The organism is Morganella morganii, from assembly GCF_019242955.1.
Taxonomy (GTDB): domain Bacteria; phylum Pseudomonadota; class Gammaproteobacteria; order Enterobacterales; family Enterobacteriaceae; genus Morganella; species Morganella sibonii.
The window spans coordinates 4,047,311-4,067,171 of the sequence record NZ_CP066129.1 but is presented as its reverse complement, the minus strand read 5'-3'; the positions used below and the strand labels follow the sequence as shown (position 1 = coordinate 4,067,171).

Genomic DNA, 19,861 nt, shown 5'->3' with positions numbered 1-19,861 from the left:
TGTTATTTTTTTTTACAAATTCTATCTATTTCAATTAGTCCATCAATAATAACTATATGGGCATCTTTTAAAGTTGATAGTTCATTTAATAGTATTGCGTTTTCCACGTTGTTTTTTCCTCCATAAAAAATGGAATATTGATATTCTAATTATTAACGTTATCGTATCGATTGTAATTAGTAATAACATTAGGTTACTGATGGTTAGTAATGAACACATATATAGTATAATAATTAGTAATATATATATCATTGAACTAATTACTACAGTGTAGTTTGGGATGTACGGCTTATCTATTATTGAAAATGCAGAGTAACCATATAAAATTGAAATAGTATTAATGGGAATCATTACAAGGAAGTAATTAAAAATATAAATTGAAGGCTTGTATTCCTCACCAAATATATTAATAAAGAACCAGGGGGATATTATATATCCTATAAAAGCACCTATGATAGATAGAAAAAATAATAATATAACTATCTTCATAAACAATGTATGGTTCTTATTTCTTGCCATGTAAGGATACATGGCATTAGATAATGGTACTACCAAACTAATCGCAGCATTATAAATTTTTTCTGCTACTCCGTAAATCGCGGCACTATATGGGCTAATGAATGTACCTATAATTATACCGTTAGATGTGGTTGATAAATTAACCGCTAGCCTAGAAATAAAAAAGCTAAAACTATCTTTAAAGCTATTTTTAATATCTATTAAACTTATTTTTACTAAGGAATAACCCTCTTTTTTTGTAAATTTAAAATAAAGTAATGTGGTTATAAAATTGCTTACTAGCGTACAAAATAAGATTGAATTGATATTTTTAAAGAAAGGAACAAATATAAATATGAATATAAAGTAGCTAACCTTACTGATAGAAGCAAGTATAGTGATAGACTTCATTTTTTCTATACCAAGGAAAAACCACTGAATCTGAAAGGCGAATGATAGTATTATTAATCCTATAATAATATACGTAAAGTGGTCTATTTGATTAATTTCTTTAGAGATAGATAGATATGTAGTCGTACATAATATTGCGGCAATTGCTAATAGTGATTTTATTAAAATAACAGAGCTCAAATATCTATTTACATTTTTTTTATTATCTCTATTTGTTGAAATATAATATGGACCAGAAAGACCAAAACCAAAATCAGTTAACACATTAGCCATACTATAGGATGATATTAATATTACCAATATTCCGAAAGAATTAACATCTAAAACTCTAGTTAAATAAGGTATTGTAATTAAAGGTAATATTAAGTCTAGGATTTTTATAATGCTAAGAAAAAAAGTATTCTGTATTAGACTATGTTTTACTATTTTTTTAACGGAGAACACAAGAGGTTATCCTAATAATATCATGATAATTTTCTATATTATCCATTTCACCCGCAACACCAGATGAAACTTCATAAGTTTTCATGTTTAATTCATGAATCATAGACATAGGGATATTATCCCAATAGAGTTTTGAATTATTTAGATTTGTTACATCAGTAAATTTTGGTAGCTCAGCCAAAATTTTTGCTGATTCAGCTGGTTTCCAGTAAGAAATGCCTAACAAAGAGGGAGCTGTTGGCTCTCTGATATCGATTCGTTCGATATATCCATTATTACCTAATACAGGAATCCACTCATGTTCAGGTGTTGTGCGTTTTACAGTATAATAAAGGCTATATTCGCTTTTGATAAAAATATTTTTTAGTAGCACAACATCAGCATCAATAACCAGGGTATCATTAAAATAATCGGCTATTTTCAAAAATGAATATATATTATTGTACTTTTCATAGTATTCATTATGCATCAGTGTGCAACCATATTTTTCTTTCAGATATTCAAACTGGTGTGCAAGATAACCGGTAACAATAACTATTTCAGTAATACCAAATTCTGACAGATATTGAATTGTTCTTTCAATATTAGGTATTCCGCCAATAGGTAGAAGAGCTTTATGTGTTTTCTTTGTTATATCACCAAACCGGGAACCAAGACCAGCAGCTAAGATCACAGCATTCATTTTGCTAAAACTTCCTTTGATTGCAGATTTGTAATAAGTGCTCCGGCTATAATAATAGCAGAAAGTACTAATAATAAAGGTGATAACTCGTAACCTAATAATGGGCCAAGAAGAATTGCCCAGGCAGAATAACTAATATTTAGCCCCATTGCTTTTATTGGACCTAATTCACCTATTGCGCGATAATAGAACAGATATGAAAGGGCACCAAAAATTGCAATTACAGCCATTGTCAATATCAGAGAATTACTCAGAATGATATCAGCGACAGCGAGTGCTTCTGTTTTAAAGAATAATGCAATTATCAGGAAGTAAATAACGGATGAGGTTAATTGCCTGAGAAATAATGCAATTTCATAGCTGAGGTTGTTTTTTAAGGCATAAGAACAAATGGTACTTTCCAGTCCCCAGCCAACTGCACAGCCTAGTGAAAATAAAAATCCAAGTAATGATATCTGGTTAAAACTATCAAGGTTTAGGCCAATATATGCAGTGGTAATAATAACCAGTAAAAGCCCCAGGAAATTTAAAAAAGTTGTTTTTACTCTCAGAAATATATAAGCAAACAAGCAACCTAATGCCGGGTAAATAGTGGATATGGTAGCAGCTATTGAAGCATTACTGTAATAGATGCCTAAAATATAACAGCTCATACCGATAGGGCCACCACTGAGAGCAGCAAGGCAGATTATGTAACTATCTCTTTGTTTCAGGGAATTAATTAATTTTTTACTTCTTCCTGATAGTGTTATGAAAGAAAATAACCATAACGATGAGAATAGATCATGAAGGAAGGCAATGCAAATAGAGAAAAGGATAGCGTATTTTAGTGTATCTACAGATGATATATTATAGTCTACCAATATTGTATCAAGCGCCCAGAGGACTCCTGATGCTAAACCAATAATAATAGATTTATTCAGTAGTTGCATATTTTTTCCTATGGAGATTCATTTGTTTTTGACATTTTTCATATCTGTCAATACCGTAGGTTCCAAATAAATTTTCATTTTTTTCTTTGATTAAAGTCCATATTGACCATAGAAAATTTTGGCATGCTTTATAAATTAATATTTTTTCTTTTATAGTTTCTGATTCAGAAGAATATTCGTTTAAATAATGATTTAAAAAAATATTCTCATCGCTATCAGATAAATGTGATTCTTCACAAAGGGCAGCAATATCCCAGATACTGTCATTCATTCCGGAATATTCCCAGTCGATGAGGTAATAACCATTTTCGTTATAGATGAAATTTTCAGGGACGGGGTCATTATGGCAAGGACAAATATGCAAACCTAATTCATTCAATCTTTCTTCTAAATATAAAAAATAAGATTCAGTTTCTGTAAAATCAGGATAGTTGATCTGACTTTTATTTAGGTCGCTCAGGTAACGTTTATATTCTTCAAAAACATTGAAATGATTTTCAAATTTTATATCTGACTGATGTAAAGTACGTAGTAATAATGCTGTATTTTCCAGATTTACATCTTTATTTATTATTTTTGGTGTTAGTGTAACTGCGTTATTTATATATTCAGTTATTTTTATACCATTGTCAGTATTGTAATAATATAACTTAGGGTTTATGCCCAGTTCAGTAGCCAACTCACAGTTAGCCCTCTCATTTCCTCTGTTAATCAAAACATTAGTATTTTCGCCCGGGAGTCTGACAACTGTTTTCGTATTTTGTGTTTCACAATAATAGTTTGTATTTGTCATTCCGCCGATTTTTTCTATTTTGACCGGAGGTTCAGCTATTGCTGAATGTACAATATCTGCAATAGTTGTATGGATATCATCTGCCATAAATAAATGTCAGCCATCATATTTATTAAAAGAATAGCTACCGCACTGGGTTACCGCTCCCAGAGTGCGCTATTGCGAGTTTATCTTACTGATTCTATTGAGGAATCGAGCCAGTAAGAGTTGTAGTGTGTTACGGAGTGCTGATTTTTCAATATCTTGGGAGGTGATTTATACCCAATCAATCAGCGCCGTTTATATTTGCTGCCAAAGGCTAGTCCGATTACCCGGACAGGTCAAGCATGATAACACTCGCGGGTCTTTCATTAAACGAACTTTATCCGGTTTAATCAGGGATTTTTTTTCTTTAAATCTGCTGTTTTTGTGTTAGCAGCAGAAAAAGTGTTACTTTAAGCCATAGCTATGGTTTATTACTTTTTCTAATCGATATATGCATAATCACAGCAGAAATATTTTATTACATCATATTGATGTTACTTGTTATTTCTGCTTAAGAAAGAATAGTTACCGGGGCGGGTTCCCCGGTAACTACAGAGCGTTTCAGCGCGGGTGCAGAGGCAGCCAGATTTCCAGCCTCAGTCCGCCGAGCGGGCTGTCATTGGCAGTAACTTTGCCGTTGTGCTGGCTGATCGCGGTGCTGACAATCGCAAGCCCCAGCCCGGTGCCGCCGGATTCCCGGTCGCGGGCTTCGTCAGTGCGGTAGAACGGCCGGAAGATATGTTCGCGATCTTCCGGGCTGACGCCCGGGCCGTCATCATCCACCACAATGCTGATGCCTTTGGTATCGGCACTGAATGCCACCTGGATGTGCTGGTTTGAGTAACGCAGCGCGTTACGGACAATGTTCTCAAATGCGCTGCCGAGTGCGGACGGGTTGCAGTAAATCGTCCACGGGCCCGGCGGGGAGGTGATCTCCAGCGTTTTATGGCGCTGTTCCGCCTCAAACTTCGCATTGTCGAGAATGTCATCCCACAGCTCATTGGCCTTGATGTTCTGACGCAGCAGCTCGTTTTTGTGCTGGCTGCGGGAGAGCACGAGCAGGTCGTTGATCATACCGTCCAGGCGGTGGGTTTCGGTTTCGATACGTTCCAGTTCTTTACTCTCACCATGACGGCGGCGCAGCAGTGCCGTGGCCAGCTGGAGCCGGGTGAGCGGGGTGCGCAGTTCGTGGGAGATGTCGGATATCAGCCGCTGCTGTGCATTGACCATACGTTCAAGGGCGCTGATCATCTGGTTAAAGCTGTTACCCGCCGCAAGGAACTCCTGTGGCCCAGCTTCCAGTTCCGGATGCTGGCGCAAATTACCTTTGGCAACATCATCCGCTGCGTTTTTCAGTTTTCGTGCCGGTTTTGCCAGGCTCCACGCCAGCCAGAGCAGCAGCGGGGTGCTGATCAGCATCGTGGCGGCCAGTAACAGGAACGGGCGGTCGATCAGGAAGTTGATAAAGTCAGACTGTGCAGTGTTTGCCGGACGGATAAGGTAAAGCTGATAGCGGTCTTCGCCGTCACGAACCTCAAACGGGCCGAGCAGCTCAATGCGGCCGTAACGTTTCTTTTTCGGGTTGTCAGTATTATCTGACTGGCCCATAAAGTTGCGGATGACCTGAGAATCATTGCGGATAGGCCCGATAATCCGGCCTTCGCTGGTAACAATAATCAGGCGCTTGTCCGGCGGTGTCCATTTTACCAGGGCGCGGGTCAGCCGCCGCCACCAGAGCAGGTCATTGGCCGGGTCCTGTGCGAGATCAGATTCAATATGTTGCTGCAGCATCATCCCCTGCCGGTACTCGTTCTCCTGGAGCGGCATCAGCTGCCGGGAGTCGAGTTTCGGTACCATGAGCACCAGTAACAGCACCAGTGCCAGGGTAAACCAGAAGATGGCGAAGATCCGCGCCGTCAGGCTGCTTATCATGTTGCAGATACCATTAAGTAGCCGCGGCCGCGTAAGGTTTTAAACCATGGCAGGCCGTCTGTGCGCTCCGGTAATTTACGGCGCAGGTTGGAAATGTGCATATCAATGGCGCGGTCAAACGGGGTCAGGCGTTTGCCCAGCACTTCCTGGCTTAAGTGTTCACGGCTGACCACCTGGCCGAGATGCTGTGCCAGCAGGTAAAGCAGGGTGAACTCGGTTCCGGTCAGATCCAGTACTTCGTCACCGAAGCTGGCTTCCTGGCGGCCCGGGTTAAGCTGGAGTTTATCCACCATCACCACGGAAGAGTTGCTGCCGCTGTCGCTCTGCTGCTGTTGCTCACTCCAGTTGGAGCGGCGCAGAATCGCGCGTATACGCGCCACCAGCTCGCGATCGTTAAACGGTTTAGGCAGATAGTCATCCGCGCCGAGTTCGAGTCCCAGAACGCGGTCAAGGTCGCTGCCGCGGGCGGTCAGCATAATCACCGGGGTCTGGTAGTTCTGGCGCAGTTCTTTCAGGGTTTCAATCCCGTTTTTGCGCGGCATCATAATGTCGAGCAATAACAAGTCTATGGAATCGTCAAGGAGGGTCAGTGCCTGCTCGCCGTCATGTGCAATGACAACGTTGAACCCTTCCATATCGAGTAATTCTTTTAACAGCGAGGTTAATTCGCGGTCATCATCAACAAGCAGTATTTTATTCATTATTCACGTCCTCCACGTGCAAAATACGACAACAAACGTTTCTATTCCATGACTTTACGTTCTTTTACATGCTCTGACGCATGTTTGCAGCCGGGTGCGTATAGTTAATTCCAACGGGTCAGGTGACGCAGACTCAGAAGTTTAAGGAGTTACTATGGGTAAGATAGCAACAATCACTTTAGCGTCAATGTTTGTGATGCAAAGTGCGCCCGGACTGGCGCAGGATTCGGAAAGTGATAGCTGCGTTGCCCCGGTGCAGAGTCACAGTCAGTATAAAGGTATAACGACATCAGGGGGAGATGGTTATACCTCTATGTTGACCGGTATCCGGTTAACGGAAGAACAACGGATGCAGTTGCGGGATCTGATGCACAATTATCGTGATCAGTTACGGAATGTCCGTAATCTCGCAGAAGATGATATCGCGCTGTATGAGCTGGTAAAGGCCGAAAAGTTTGATGAAACGGCGGTACGTAACCAGCTGGAGAAGGACATGCGCAAGCGGCTGGATTACCAGGTTGAGATGATACGGGTTCACCATCAGATGTATCAGTTACTCAACCCGGAGCAGAAAATGCAGTTGGATGCCAATTTTGAGCCGGAGAGTATCCATACTTCATCCGCCTCATCCGCGCAAAATACGCCGGAATGAATTTGTCAGAAATAATTTGTCAGAAGTCATTTGTCAGAGTAGTGAAGTCAGTAGAGTCGTTAAGTAGCACCCAAGAAGTTTTTCCTTGCCATAGACACCATCCCTGTCTTTTACAGCCCCTCTTGAGGGGCTTTTTTTAGCTGAATTTCAGGGCAATAAGGTTTGCTGCCAACCGGGGTTCTGAAGAAACAGCCAGGGTGAGTGTTAACGTGTCTTTTTCTGATAAGGTTTCAGTAGTGCTGAAATGGGTTACACGTATTCCTTTCATCGTAATATTGTTCTGATAACACGCGGCCTCCTGATTTGTACTGCGTAAAATAAAGTCAGCTTCCGATGTTATCAGGTAATCACCCGGTGACAGTTGCTGAATAGTCATTTTTCCTTTACTGCTGCCCGGCGCGATAAACAAGATGTCATCGGTATCATTTTGGGATTTCAGCAGCTCAGTGAAACGGATATTCGCCATGCTGGCATGTCCCTGATGCGCAATTTTTGAGATTTCAGTGGCATCAGTAAAGCCAATCTCCGAAAAAAAACGACTGATTTTTTCGTTACTGTTCAGCGGGGTGCTTTCTCCGTTGCCGGAGATGTAATGATATGTCATACGTCCGTATTCTTGATCGCCGGAAGGTGGTTGCGGATAACCGGAGTCAGCACAAAACGTGTAACAAAGGCCGATAGTCTTTTTCTGTTCAGTCATGCTGCAATCCGTACCATCTGATGAAGGATAGTGACCGGGCGGAATATAAAATGGTGTTTCGGTCAGCTCTGTATCACTGCCGGACGGAATATAACGTTCTGTGTTTTCTGACCATGTGTATTGTGTCCGTGCTTCAGAGTCACCGTATATCACGGCCGGATGAATATTGTCAGGTATCCGGAAGTAGTGAGAGAGAGTCGTGAGTCCGTGGTGTGTTTCCGGCTTATGAGGCACGGGTTCGGCACTGTTTCCGGCGCACTGCAAAAAACGCAGGAGCGACTTGAAGATACTGCACTTATTAGATTCCGGTTTCGGAGTTGTTTCTGATGTACGGGGAAGGTTTTTAATCTCTGGGATCATAGTGTATTTTCCGGAAGTAAAAACAGGCATTTTACCGGGAGAGCAGGAAAATAATTGCAGAAAACAATTTACGGGTCTGTATTGCTGTGAAAAAAGTGTTTCGGATACGCTAATTATTTTTCGGGTATCCTTAACGGAAGCCTGATTGCGGAAGCGTGATAACAAAGTGCGGGAAATCGCGATTGAAAATTTGTCAGAAATAATTTGTCAGAAATAATTTGTCAGAGTAGTGAAGTCAGCAGAGTCGTTAAGCAGCACCCGGGAAGTTTTTCCTTGCCTTACAGCCCCTCGCGGGGGGCTTTTTTGTCTTCTGAATCCCCGATGTGAAAAAAGATGAAAAAAAAGCGGCCTTGCGGCCGCTGTAAATGAATCACAACGAGAGATTAAAAGTTATAGCGAACGCCGATATTGCCGTGTACAGGCGATTCTGTTTTGTCGCCGTTACGGTAATCAATTTCCGCATATGCCTGAATCTGCGGGGTGAAACGGACAGTTAACCCGCCGCCGGCTTTCAGGCTGTCACCGGAGAAATCCGTATCAAAGGTATTGCGCTGGTTAATAGTCACATCATTATTGCTGATAAACTCATGCTGCCAGGCCAGTGTTGCATAAGGGGTGATAATCACCTGATTGTTCAGGGTGAAATCTTTACCCGCATGCAGGCCGAGCTCTGATTGCAGGGATTGCTGTGCATCAAATTTTGCCTGCATATTATTATTCAGGTGAACTGATTTACTGTCTGCACGCATATAGCTCAGGCGGGCATACGGTTCTGCCCAGAAGGCTTCCGGCAGGTCAAATGAGTAACCGGCTTCAGCGGATGCCCCGTACGCATTCTGAGAATAATCCCCGCGGATGCTGCTGCGGTTAGTGGAAACTGCACGTAACTCATTGTTGAAATGGTTATATTTCAGTACACCATCGATATACCAGCCGTTGTCCGAAAGCCAGGTGGCGTAACCGCCGGCAGTGATACTGTCGATGCTGCTTTCGCCGCCGCGCTGATGTTTCAGTTTGACATCGTTATAGCCGGTAAAGACGCCGAGCCACAATTTGCCGTTTTCCAGCGGAACAGATTTATCCGCACCCAGCTCAAAACCAGCCTGGTTCAGTTTAAAGTGCGTGTGTCCGGTACCTGCACGGGTTCTGTCACCGGTCAGTCGTACCCAGACACCCGCATCGCCCTGATTATCCCGTAATTCACCACGGCGGAACCGCAGGTTGTCGAGTTCATGATTAAAAATCAGCTGTGGCGCGGCCGCCATGGATAACATGGCATCGGTGGATGGCGTGGTTTTGTCGTCCGGTACGACCGGCGGAACCGGTTTTTCCGGTTCGCCCGGTTCACCGGTGCTGTCATCTTTCGGTGCGGCCAGATACCAGATTTTACCGTCCTGTTCATCACGTTCGTACAGCGAGTACATATAGGTACCGCCATCTACCGCATTGATATTGGTGCCGTCAAGGGCGCTCAGACTGAACTGTGCATTGCTGCTCTCGTCTGTGATCAGGTCAAGACGTGATTCATCCGGACGGGTAATTTCAGCCCCGGAATCCTGAATATTCAGTGCATGATCACCACTGCCGTTACGGATGGTGAGGTAATCACCCTGTTGTTCCGCAATCGCCGTGTTCATATGGAATGTCTGGCTGCCGGAGAGATTATCAATGGTCAGGTGGCTGTATCCGGCGTTGACCGGTGCGACAAACCGCACATGCCCCTGTCCGCTGAGAGAACCGGCAAATGCGGCATTCCCGGTATCACCGGTGATCACCAGCAGGGAGCTGTCCGGGCCGGATAAGATAACGTTTTCCGCATAAGCCCCGGCATCCGCAGCCAGTCTGTCTTCCGCACCGGCGGTGAGTTGCACCTGAGACTGCTGATTAACCGTGGTGACGCCGAGGAGCTGAGCCCCTGCTGCCAGCCAGCTTTTGGCACTGTCATTCAGTGTGGTGTCAGTGGCGGAGGAGCCGCTGTAGATACTTTGCACTGAGGTATCATATAATTCGTTATCAATGGCTTGTCCGCCACCTCTGATGATCTGGGCGCCGCCATTTTTTATCTGGTTGAATTCCGCAATACCGGCAGTGGCGGCTGCATCCTGACTGAAAATATATTGCTGTCCGCCGTCAACCGTTGTATTGGTTGCTTTGGAGTCATCAACAACATATTGCCGTGCCCCGGCATTCACCAGTGTATTATCTGCGAAACCACTGTTATGCAGTTGTTGTAATCCGCCGTCATTAATAATGGTGCTGTCGGCAAATCCGCCGGATCTCAGCATCTGGAAGCCGCCGTTATTCACAACCGTATTCAGGGATTTACCGTCCTGCTGGACATATTCATAACCGCCTTCATTAACCAGAGTACCGGTCGATTCTCCGCCCAGGTAAATAAATAATTTTCCGCCGCTGTTGACGGTATTATTTTCAGATTTACCCGTATCATCGGCTTTTCCGGTATTACTGACATAGACGGTTCCGCCGTTGAGTTCGGAATCTTTTAATGTTCCGCCGTCCAGAACACGAACTAAGGCACCACTCTGAATATCAATATTACTGCCGGTTGCAGGTGCTCCCGGATGGTAACCGTTTACTGCAATTTGTGTGGTTTTACTGATCCAGACTTCTGCACCACTCTGAACCTGTGAATTTTCAAAAAGACCGATAACGCTAAGTTTGCTGCCGCTCAGCATTGTGAGATTTTCAGCAATACCGACAAAATCCGATGGCAGCCCTTCTACCATGGCGCCTATTTCGTAACATTCGTCAGCTGTCATTTCACCGGTCAGCGGCGGAGTGCCAGCCAGACCGACATGAAGCTGACCGTCACAAAATGTGGCTGCCGTGACGAATGACGGCACTGATGAACATAGGACTGCAAGAACAGAAAGATGCAGAATCTTCTTTTTTGTTTTCATTAGATTAGTTATTCCCTGGTGTCGGTAAATATAAAGACAGCCATTTCGTCAGTTTGAAATGACAAATTCTTAAGTGGTAATTTTTATTTATGAGAGAAGTATCTTATTTAGGATTTGTTTAAGCAATGGGGGGCAAAATGCATATTTAAGTGAGTTTTTTAATATTCTCAGATGGTGAGGAATAGTAATTCATGCTGTAAATAAAGATAATCTGATGGTTTATTTATTTATTTAGTCAGGATAAAACTCTTTATTTACATATTATATTGGTAAATCAATTATCTAAGCTCCATATTTGATTTGAGCAGGCCAATGAAGATACCCGTGTCACGAGTAATAATGGCGATGTAATAAATATTGGTCAGATATGTCAGAATGTTACTGATACTCTTCGTTTGAAATTCGCCATAAGTTAAATTAAATAATTTCAAAAGTATATTATATAAATTTCTATTGTATTATTTATGTCATAATATGATTTCAGAAATAAATAGTTACTATTTGTTTTTATTAATTACATAATGTACGGGAAATCCGGATATATATTTTCACCCGGATATGATTTTAATTTCAGATCCCGCCTTTGATACCTGATGTTCCTGTTACGCATTATTTGTGAAAAAAATGTTTCAGATACGCTAATTATTTTTTGTTTTTCGGGTATCCTTAACGGGGATGCCGGGTAATATTCCGGTCGCAGAGATTCTGTGTTCCCGGAGTCTCAAAATGACAAAAAAATCCGCAAAAGGTAGGTGCATCCGGCGGAACCTTATCTTACTATAGGATTAGGTGAATCAATTCAGCTATAGGTTACAGCAGTGAATTCCCGAAGCCTGATCGTGGAAGCGTGATAACATGCCGCTCAGGTTTACATATATTACATCTGCAAATCAGAGGTCATCATGAGCAAGAAGATCAAACGAATCGGTGTGCTGACAAGCGGCGGTGATGCGCCGGGCATGAATGCCGCAATCCGCGGTGTTGTCCGCGCGGCGCTGTCAGAAGGGCTGGAGGTTATCGGGATTTATGACGGCTATCTCGGGCTGTATGAAAACCGGATGAAACAGCTCGACCGCTTCAGTGTCTCTGATGTGATCAACCGCGGCGGTACGTTCCTCGGGTCGGCGCGTTTCCCTGAATTCCGTGATGACAAAGTGCGGGAAACCGCGATTGAAAATATGCGCAAAAATGGTATCGACGCGCTGGTGGTTATCGGCGGGGACGGTTCCTATCTCGGTGCCAAAAAACTGACAGAAGCAGGTTTCCCGTGCATCGGCCTGCCGGGCACGATCGATAACGACGTGGCGGGAACCGATTACACCATCGGCTATTTTACCGCGCTGGAAACCGTGGTTGAAGCTATCGACCGCCTGCGTGATACCTCCACATCCCATAAACGTATTTCTATTGTCGAAGTGATGGGGCGCTATTGCGGTGACCTGACACTGTCCGCTGCTATCGCCGGGGGCTGTGAATTTATCGTTCTGCCGCCGAATGAAGTGGAATACAGCAGTGATGAACTGATTGCAGAAATCAAAGCCGGGATTGATAAAGGCAAACGTCATGCGATTGTGGCGATCACCGAACATGTCACCGATGTGTATGAGCTGGCACGGCAGATTGAGGCGACAACACATCACGAAACCCGTGCAACAGTACTGGGGCATATTCAGCGCGGCGGTTCGCCGGTAGCGTATGACCGCATCCTTGCATCCCGTATGGGCGCGTATTCTATTCAGTTACTGCTGGAAGGTTACGGCGGCCGCTGTGTCGGTATCCAGAATGAAAAACTGGTTCATCACGATATTATTGATGCGGTGATGAATATGAAGCGGGTGTTTAAGAAAGACTGGTATGAGACTGCGAAGAAACTCTACTAAAAAATCCTCGTCATCCTTCAGTCCGTGGCCGTGTTGGCTGCGTTTGTCCACCCCGGTCACATACTGGTGTATGTTCCCGGGGATGTCCTCACTTTGCCGCCTTGCCACAGACTGAATGATTCAGAGGATTGCGCGAATTGTCCTTCAGCCTGTGGCGGTGTTGGCTTCATTCATCGCCCGGGTCACATACTGGTGTATGCTCCCCGGACTCTTCATTTTGCCGCCTTGCCACAGACTGAATGATTTAGAGGATTAAGCGAATTGCCTTTCAGCGAGTGACCGCGTTGGCTTTATTCATCGCCCGGGTCATATACTGATGTATGCTCCCGGGGATGTCCTCACTTTGCCGCCTTGCCACAGACTGAATGATTCAGAGGATTGTGCGAATTGTCCTTCAGCCTGTGGCGGTGTTGGCTGCGTTTGTCCACCCCGGTCACATACTGGTGTATGTTCCCGGGGCTCTTAGTATTGCCAGCGTGATATGATACGGTTTGCTGGCTGGTAACATCGGCCGGCAAATTATCCCTTTATATTGGGTGAATAATACACCGATAGGTATATCATGAAAAAGAAACTACTGTATCTAATCAGGTCGCAATTACCTTTCTCTATAAATAAGCTGCCGATGTAAAATTTTTCACCATGAGCAAAGATGATAAGATAAGAACTGCCGATTATAAATACTGATATCAAGTATAATAATTCCAGGAATAACGGTCTCTTCAGAGTGAAGAATACTCTTGCTTTTCGTATCAATAAGAAAATTATAATAGATATTATATAAAATAATATGAGCTTAATCCATCCGAATGGAGCTGTTGATAATGTATTGAAATCAGTCATTTATTTTTTTTGCTTTTGGATAAGTGAAAAGACATAAAAATGCCAACAGAAAGCTGCTGATCCTTATTGTCATTTCATTTCCATAGCGGATAAATAGCCCGCCTGCTGTAAAATCTTTACCTATCCCGAAAATTAAAAAAATATCACGCCTAATCCAATTGATAAATAGGCACCTATTAAGTTAAGCGATTTAATATTTTTCTTTGAAATAATTTTGTTCAGAGCTAAAACAAATAAAATTAAAAAGAAAGATACAAGGTAAAAAAATATTAATTCAATCCATCCAAAAGAAAATAGTTTATTGATATCATTCATTTTTTATTCTCTTTATTTATTTCATATGCGGAATAAAATGTTACGCAGGGTACTTTGGTATGCTTCACTGAATGAATAATCTAATTCGTGTTGGCTCATTCATCACCTGAGTCTGTTGATAAACCGTTTCTCTGCTGTGCATTTTCCGGGCAAATGCCGTGACTGATAATATCACCATAACCTAAATTTTCAAAGACTACAGCCTGGCGACTCAATACCGGATGCATCAGAGTGAAAGGATATGGTCTGCATAGTGACAGATACAAAAAAAGCGGCGATTTCGCCGCTTTTTGCTGTCCGGTGGCCGGGAATTATTTTGCAGCTTTCGCTGCCGCTGCGGCTTTGACGATCACGCCGAAAGCATCTGCTTTCAGTGATGCGCCGCCGACTAATGCACCGTCGATATCCGGCTGAGTGAACAGCTCTGCGGCATTCTTATCATTCACAGAACCGCCGTACTGGATAATAACCTGCTCTGCCACTTTCGCATCTTTCTTCGCGATATGGCTGCGGATAAATTTGTGGACTGCCTGTGCCTGTGCAGGGGTGGCGGATTTGCCGGTGCCGATAGCCCAGATAGGCTCATAGGCAATGACCGCGCCGAGGAAAGCGTCTGCACCCTGAGTGTTCAGAACAGCATCAATCTGGCGTGCGCAGACTTCTTCGGTTTTACCCGCTTCATTTTCCGCTTCGGATTCACCGATACACAGTACCGGGGTCAGACCCAGTTTTTTCAGGACAGCAAATTTCTCTGCCACTAATTCATCACTTTCACCGTGGTAAGTACGGCGTTCGGAGTGGCCGATAATGATGTAGTGTGCGCCGATGTCTTTCAGCATCTCAGGAGATGTTTCGCCGGTGAACGCGCCGGAGAGATTCAGACCGGTATCCTGGGCACCCAGTACAATGGAAGAGCCCGCCAGAACCTGTTTGGCCTGAGAGAGATAAATTGCCGGTGGTGCGATCGCAACATCACACCCGGTGACATTACCGATTTCATGACGCAGAGCGGTGATCAGCTCGTGAACCATTTTACTGCTGCCGTTCAGCTTCCAGTTACCCATGACTAAGGGATGTCGCATTGTATTTCCTCCTGCCGGAATAAGTTAAATGACTTAAGCTTTATTACCATTGTCCGCGCAGAGCGGCGAACAGGCAAACAGAGAGACAGTATAGTGAAACCGGCGCGAAATAGCTTTGCTTTTCGGCCACTGTTACTGTGTCGTATCACTATTAGATAGCGAAAGCTTAATCGGTTCAATAGCGAAAGTTACCCCATTTATCTCATCAACTACCAGAAGATAGCGTAATGCACCGAATTGAGAGGCATAAGTCCCGGTTTTGAAATCCGTTGCCAGTGCTCTGCTCAGGGCGGTATCAATATTGCTTTGATTAAGTGTCGGTTCAAACTGAATAATCAGCGCCTTAATATAGGCCAGCATCAGAGCACGGTTGGCTTTTTCCGCCGTACTGTCAGCGCCCGGCAACAGGGTCAGCTGGAGGCTTTTGATTTTTTCACTGTCGCGTTCGAGAACGGCAGAGGAGTAAATATAAGGGCTGATGCGGGTTGCCGCCCGCAGATAGCTGGCGGTAATGTCGTTTGAGGCCACGACTTTGTATTCCCGTAATGGCAGCGACGGGTTGTTGCGGTTAAACTGTTCGCGCATAACGGGGATGGTGATGCCGAAGGCCGGTGCATCCGCCTGAAGCCAGAGTGTTTCCGGTGAGCAGGGGATGGGGATAAGTACCGCGTCACCTGCCGCAGCCGGTATGGCGGGCAGCAGTGTGCATCCTGCTGTCAGGGCGGTCAGTACGGTTTTTTTGACTGCGTTCATAGCGACTCCCTGTGGTCCGTCTGCAATATAACCAGTGTACACGATTAGGAAAGAGAAATGACACTACAACAATGGGCGTTTTCGTTTCACGGGCGGATCGGCCGCAAAGCATTTTGGGCGGGGATCGGCGTGTGCGGCGCAGTGCTGTTTCTCCTGATGTCATTGCAGGGGCTGTTTCAGTTACCTGTTGAAGTGATTATGGTGCCGGTGCTGGTGGTGATGTATCCCGCCGCCGCGATTTTTACCAAACGCCTGCATGACCGCAACAAGCGCGGCGGCTGGGCGTTAATGCTGGTGATGGCGTGGGCACTTACCACACCGGACTGGAGCCTCGCCGGTGATTTCTGGCAGTGGGGACTGGGGCGTTTTCTGCCGATTTTTATCGTGATGATAATGGTGCTCGACTGCGGTGTGTTTAAAAGCCTTGATGAAGGTAACCGTTTCGGGGAGAGCACGCAGCCGGTGGATAAAATCGACAGCCTCTGAAGCAGAGACAGCGGGAAAACCCGCTGTCACAGGCTCACCAGTATTGCTCGCTGGTGATATGACCGGGCTTGCGGCGCAGGTGTTTGCGCATCTCCCGCTCTGTTTTCAGCAGATTCTGTGTATCTTTTACCATTTCCGGGTTACCGCACAGCATCACATGGCTGTTGCCGGCGGTCAGCGGTAATCCGGCTGCCGCTTCCAGCTCACCGGTGCGGATTAGCGCCGGTACCCGGCCATGCAGTGAGCTTTCCGCATGCTCCCGGCTGACGACCGTCACAATCCGCAGTTTGTCACTCCCGATTTTTTTCTGTAATTCCTGCATCAGCGGCAGATAGCTCAGGTCGGCGGCATAACGCACGGCATGTACCAGCACAATATGACGGAACCGCTCCAGATCCCTGCCGTATTGCAGAATGGATAAAAACGGACCGATGGCGGTGCCGGTGGAGAGCATCCAGAGGGTATCGCAGTCCGGTACCTCATCAAGCACAAAAAATCCGGATGCTTCATCGGTGATGAGCAGTTCATCTCCCGGGGTCAGTGCTGCCAGACGCGGGCTGAGTTTACCGTCGCCGACGGTGACCAGGTAAAATTCAAGATCATCATTATCCGGTGCATTAACATAAGAATAAGCGCGCTGTATGCGTTCACCGCTGATTTCCAGGCCGAGTTTGGCAAATTGTCCCGCGGTAAACGGGCGGACAGGTGCCTGAACATGCAGGCTGAATAAAGTGTCAGTCCAATGTGTGACACGTGTGACACGTCCTGTGATCCAGTTTGACATGCATAACCTCCGTCAGTCGCAGAGTCATCGTTATTAATATGTAAACCAGTGTAATGAGCCGGCGGGGAAAAATGTATCGATTAAATGCGTCAGAGGATCCTGTCGCATGAATACGATAAATCAGGATGAAGTGTACAGTTTAGTTGCCGGAAACAGCATAAAAACGGTCGTTTGGTAACAAAAATAAATGTGTGAACTGTCTCCCAAAATTTTTTTAATTTGCTATTTTATACAGTATCGCAAGTATGACTGATTCCGGCCGTAATTATCACTGCCGGAATTGTGCTGTGCCCTCCCGGTAACAATGTAAAGACTGACAATAAAAATGAAAAAACTGGAAAACTTTCATCTGCTGGTAATGCTGATTGCGCTGATTGCTGTCGGGCAAATGACGCAAACGGTGTATGTGCCGGTAATAACAGATATTGCACTGGATTTCGGTGAACCTGCGGGTGCCGTTCAGAGCGTGATGGCCGCGTATTTATTTACCTATGGCGCATCCCAGCTTATTTACGGGCCGATCTCAGATAAAATCGGCCGTCGTCCGGTGATCCTCACCGGATTATTTATTTATGTACTCTCCACGACCGTCGCGCTGTTTTCGCCGAACCTGACCATGCTGATCATTGCCAGCGGATTACAGGGGCTGGGCACCGGTGTGGCCGGGGTGATGGCGCGGACCATGCCGCGTGATTTATATACCGGGATTTCCCTGCGTTATGCCAACAGCCTGCTGAATATGGGGATTCTGGTCAGCCCGCTGATCGCTCCGATGCTCGGCGGTGCGCTGGCGTTTTTCTTCGGCTGGCGCGCCTGTTATGCGTTTCTGCTGCTGCTCGGCCTGGCAGTGGGCTACAACATGTGGCATAAACTGCCGGAAACCCGTCCGCCGATGAAAGAGAAACCCAAAATGTGGGCCTCTTTCCGTCTGCTGCTGACCAACCGGACATTTGTACCGTATCTGGCGATGCTGATTTGCGGTCTGGCCGGGGTGGCGGTGTTTGAGGCATCCAGCGGCGTGCTGATGCGTGACGGCCTGGGCCTGAGCAGTATGGCGGTGAGTATTCTGTTTATTCTGCCGATTCCTGCGGCATTTTTCGGTGCCTGGTTTGCCGGACGGGACAGTAAATCGTTCAGCTTTCTGGTGTGGTGTGCCGTGATTTGCTGCCTGGCAGCCGGGGCACTGATGTGGATACCCGGGCTGATGGGGGTGATGAATGTCTGGACATTACTGATCCCTGCGGCACTGTTCTTCTTCGGGGCGGGGATGCTGTTCCCGCTGGCAACCACGGCGGCCATGGAGCCGTTCCCGTATCTGGCGGGGGCAGCCGGTGCGCTGGTGGGCGGATTACAGAATGTGGGTTCCGGTGTCGCCACCTGGATTTCGGCGATGATGCCGCAGGGCGGACAAGGCAGTGTCGGTCTGCTGATGCTGGCGGTATCTGTGATTATGATGTTGTGCTGGCTGCCGCTGGCTCACCGGTTGCAGAATCAGCAGCCGATGGCATCCTGAGTCAGACTTCCGATAATAAGAAAACGGGCACCGCGGTGCCCGTTGTTCTGTTTCGCAACAGAGTAGTGATCACTGATGCAGTTTATGTTTTTGCAGAAACTGTACGCCTTTGTCCGGAAAATCAGTAAATAACCCTTCTGCTCCGGCCTGAATATAAATAGCATCAAATAACTGTTCAGTGTTCTCCGCATACGGCGGCAAGGCATCCGTCCGGACAGTAAACGGATGGATCATCAGTTGCGAAGCGTGTGCCTCTTTTGCCATCGGCGTCAGAGTGATGTGGCCCGGTGTGGACTCTTTGCTGATGAGCATATGATAATCAGGCCCGATACCATCAGCATATGCTGCGATTTTACTCATCGCACCGGGAGCCATCATCCAGTCATAGTTATAGTTGACCCATTTGCCTTCCGCATTCTGCTCAAAGGTTTCCTGCCAGTCGGTGTAAGCGATCAGCTGTATCAGCATCAGATCCATCTTCATTTCCGGCATCAGTTCATTTTTGATGCGCTTTAATTCATTCGGATCGAAACACTGAAGAAATACCCCGGAATCTTTAGTCTGGTAGCCGTAGGCTTTCAGCACTTCCAGGGTTTTACGGGTGATATCTTTACCTTCCTGACGGTGGAACCACGGCGCTTTGATTTCCGGGTAAATCCCGGTGTTTTTTCCGGTGGAATGATTCAGACCCTGAATGAACTCAAGTTCTTCCTGGAAGGTATGAATACGGAAATCTGATTTTCCCATCGGAAAACGACCCGGATATTTTTGTACCGCTTTACCGTTTTCGATTTCAAACCCCTCAGTAAATTTCAGGGATTTAATTTCTGCGAGGGTAAAATCGATGGCGTAGTAACGGCCATCCTTACGTGCGCGATCCGGAAAGCGTTTTGCCACATCGGTAACACGGTCGAGATAATGATCATGCAGGACGATGAGTTCATCATCTTTGGTCATCACCAGATCCTGTTCCAGATAATCAGCACCCTGCGCATATGCCATCGCTTTGGCCGGCAGGGTATGTTCCGGCAGATAGCCGCTGGCACCGCGATGTGCAATCACAATCTTATTGTCTGCCGCAAAAGCGGCAGAGCCGCAGAGTATGGCACCCGCGAGGGCACTGACAAGATAAAACTGACGGGATATATTCATCGG

Annotated in this window: 16 protein-coding genes; 4 read left to right on the top strand and 12 right to left on the bottom strand. The window is 45.6% G+C overall.

Annotated elements, in window-relative coordinates; translation table 11 throughout:
• Positions 1-81: 81 nt before the first annotated feature.
• The 6 genes from JC793_RS19130 to cpxR all read right to left on the bottom strand — a co-directional run bounded on the left by JC793_RS19130 (position 82) and on the right by cpxR (position 6,417).
• A complete protein-coding gene (locus JC793_RS19130) occupies positions 82-1,353 on the bottom strand; it encodes an oligosaccharide flippase family protein (RefSeq protein WP_166708849.1) in 1,272 nt (423 codons plus the stop codon).
• On the bottom strand, positions 1,340-2,035 hold the full coding sequence (locus JC793_RS19125; protein WP_166708848.1) for an NTP transferase domain-containing protein: 696 nt from the start codon (positions 2,033-2,035) through the stop codon (positions 1,340-1,342). Before JC793_RS19125 ends, JC793_RS19130 begins: the two co-directional genes overlap by 14 nt.
• Positions 2,032-2,967 carry a DMT family transporter gene (locus JC793_RS19120; protein WP_166708847.1) on the bottom strand — a complete coding sequence of 312 codons (936 nt, stop codon included), beginning with the start codon at positions 2,965-2,967 and terminating at the stop codon, positions 2,032-2,034. Before JC793_RS19120 ends, JC793_RS19125 begins: the two co-directional genes overlap by 4 nt.
• The gene (locus JC793_RS19115) at positions 2,951-3,847 is read right to left on the bottom strand and encodes a choline kinase family protein (protein WP_166708846.1); all 897 of its coding nucleotides are present in this window, start codon (positions 3,845-3,847) and stop codon (positions 2,951-2,953) included. The genes JC793_RS19120 and JC793_RS19115 overlap by 17 nt, the downstream gene beginning before the upstream one ends.
• A 498-nt stretch (positions 3,848-4,345) precedes the next feature.
• A complete protein-coding gene (gene cpxA, locus JC793_RS19110; protein WP_046892892.1) occupies positions 4,346-5,716 on the bottom strand; it encodes an envelope stress sensor histidine kinase CpxA in 1,371 nt (456 codons plus the stop codon).
• Positions 5,713-6,417: an envelope stress response regulator transcription factor CpxR gene (cpxR, locus tag JC793_RS19105; RefSeq protein WP_046892893.1), complete on the bottom strand. Its 705-nt coding sequence runs from the start codon at positions 6,415-6,417 to the stop codon at positions 5,713-5,715. Before cpxR ends, cpxA begins: the two co-directional genes overlap by 4 nt.
• A 154-nt stretch (positions 6,418-6,571) precedes the next feature.
• Between cpxR and JC793_RS19100 the strand changes: the two genes are divergently transcribed.
• Complete coding sequence (locus JC793_RS19100; protein ID WP_052956656.1) at positions 6,572-7,069, top strand: Spy/CpxP family protein refolding chaperone; 498 nt, start codon at positions 6,572-6,574, stop codon at positions 7,067-7,069.
• Between the two features lie 136 nt (positions 7,070-7,205).
• Here JC793_RS19100 and JC793_RS19095 read toward each other — a convergent pair whose 3' ends face one another.
• Positions 7,206-8,003 (bottom strand): hypothetical protein, encoded by a 798-nt coding sequence (locus tag JC793_RS19095; RefSeq protein ID WP_218427036.1) that lies wholly within the window; start codon positions 8,001-8,003, stop codon positions 7,206-7,208.
• A gap of 509 nt (positions 8,004-8,512) precedes the next feature.
• Entirely contained in the window at positions 8,513-10,993 is a 2,481-nt protein-coding gene (locus JC793_RS19090) for an autotransporter outer membrane beta-barrel domain-containing protein (protein WP_247717287.1), read from the bottom strand.
• Positions 10,994-11,952: 959 nt separating this feature from the next.
• Between JC793_RS19090 and pfkA the strand changes: the two genes are divergently transcribed.
• A complete protein-coding gene (gene pfkA / locus JC793_RS19085) occupies positions 11,953-12,930 on the top strand; it encodes a 6-phosphofructokinase (protein WP_032098022.1) in 978 nt (325 codons plus the stop codon).
• Between the two features lie 1,469 nt (positions 12,931-14,399).
• Here pfkA and tpiA read toward each other — a convergent pair.
• Positions 14,400-15,170: a triose-phosphate isomerase gene (gene tpiA, locus JC793_RS19080; RefSeq protein WP_072125143.1), complete on the bottom strand. Its 771-nt coding sequence runs from the start codon at positions 15,168-15,170 to the stop codon at positions 14,400-14,402.
• A 132-nt stretch (positions 15,171-15,302) separates the two neighbouring features.
• Positions 15,303-15,923, bottom strand: coding sequence for a DUF1454 family protein (locus tag JC793_RS19075; RefSeq protein WP_218427032.1), 621 nt, complete (start codon positions 15,921-15,923; stop codon positions 15,303-15,305).
• 57 nt (positions 15,924-15,980) lie between these two features.
• Between JC793_RS19075 and JC793_RS19070 the strand changes: the two genes are divergently transcribed.
• Positions 15,981-16,409 (top strand): DUF805 domain-containing protein, encoded by a 429-nt coding sequence (locus JC793_RS19070; protein WP_052925882.1) that lies wholly within the window; start codon positions 15,981-15,983, stop codon positions 16,407-16,409.
• Positions 16,410-16,443: 34 nt separating this feature from the next.
• Here JC793_RS19070 and fpr read toward each other — a convergent pair whose 3' ends face one another.
• Positions 16,444-17,193 carry a ferredoxin--NADP(+) reductase gene (gene fpr, locus JC793_RS19065; protein WP_107679533.1) on the bottom strand — a complete coding sequence of 250 codons (750 nt, stop codon included), beginning with the start codon at positions 17,191-17,193 and terminating at the stop codon, positions 16,444-16,446.
• A 325-nt stretch (positions 17,194-17,518) separates the two neighbouring features.
• Between fpr and emrD the strand changes: the two genes are divergently transcribed.
• Positions 17,519-18,706 carry a multidrug efflux MFS transporter EmrD gene (gene emrD, locus JC793_RS19060; RefSeq protein ID WP_182106245.1) on the top strand — a complete coding sequence of 396 codons (1,188 nt, stop codon included), beginning with the start codon at positions 17,519-17,521 and terminating at the stop codon, positions 18,704-18,706.
• 69 nt (positions 18,707-18,775) lie between these two features.
• Here the strand turns inward: emrD and glpQ are convergent, their stop codons facing one another.
• The gene (glpQ, locus tag JC793_RS19055) at positions 18,776-19,858 is read right to left on the bottom strand and encodes a glycerophosphodiester phosphodiesterase (RefSeq protein ID WP_218427030.1); all 1,083 of its coding nucleotides are present in this window, start codon (positions 19,856-19,858) and stop codon (positions 18,776-18,778) included.
• Positions 19,859-19,861: the final 3 nt, after the last annotated feature.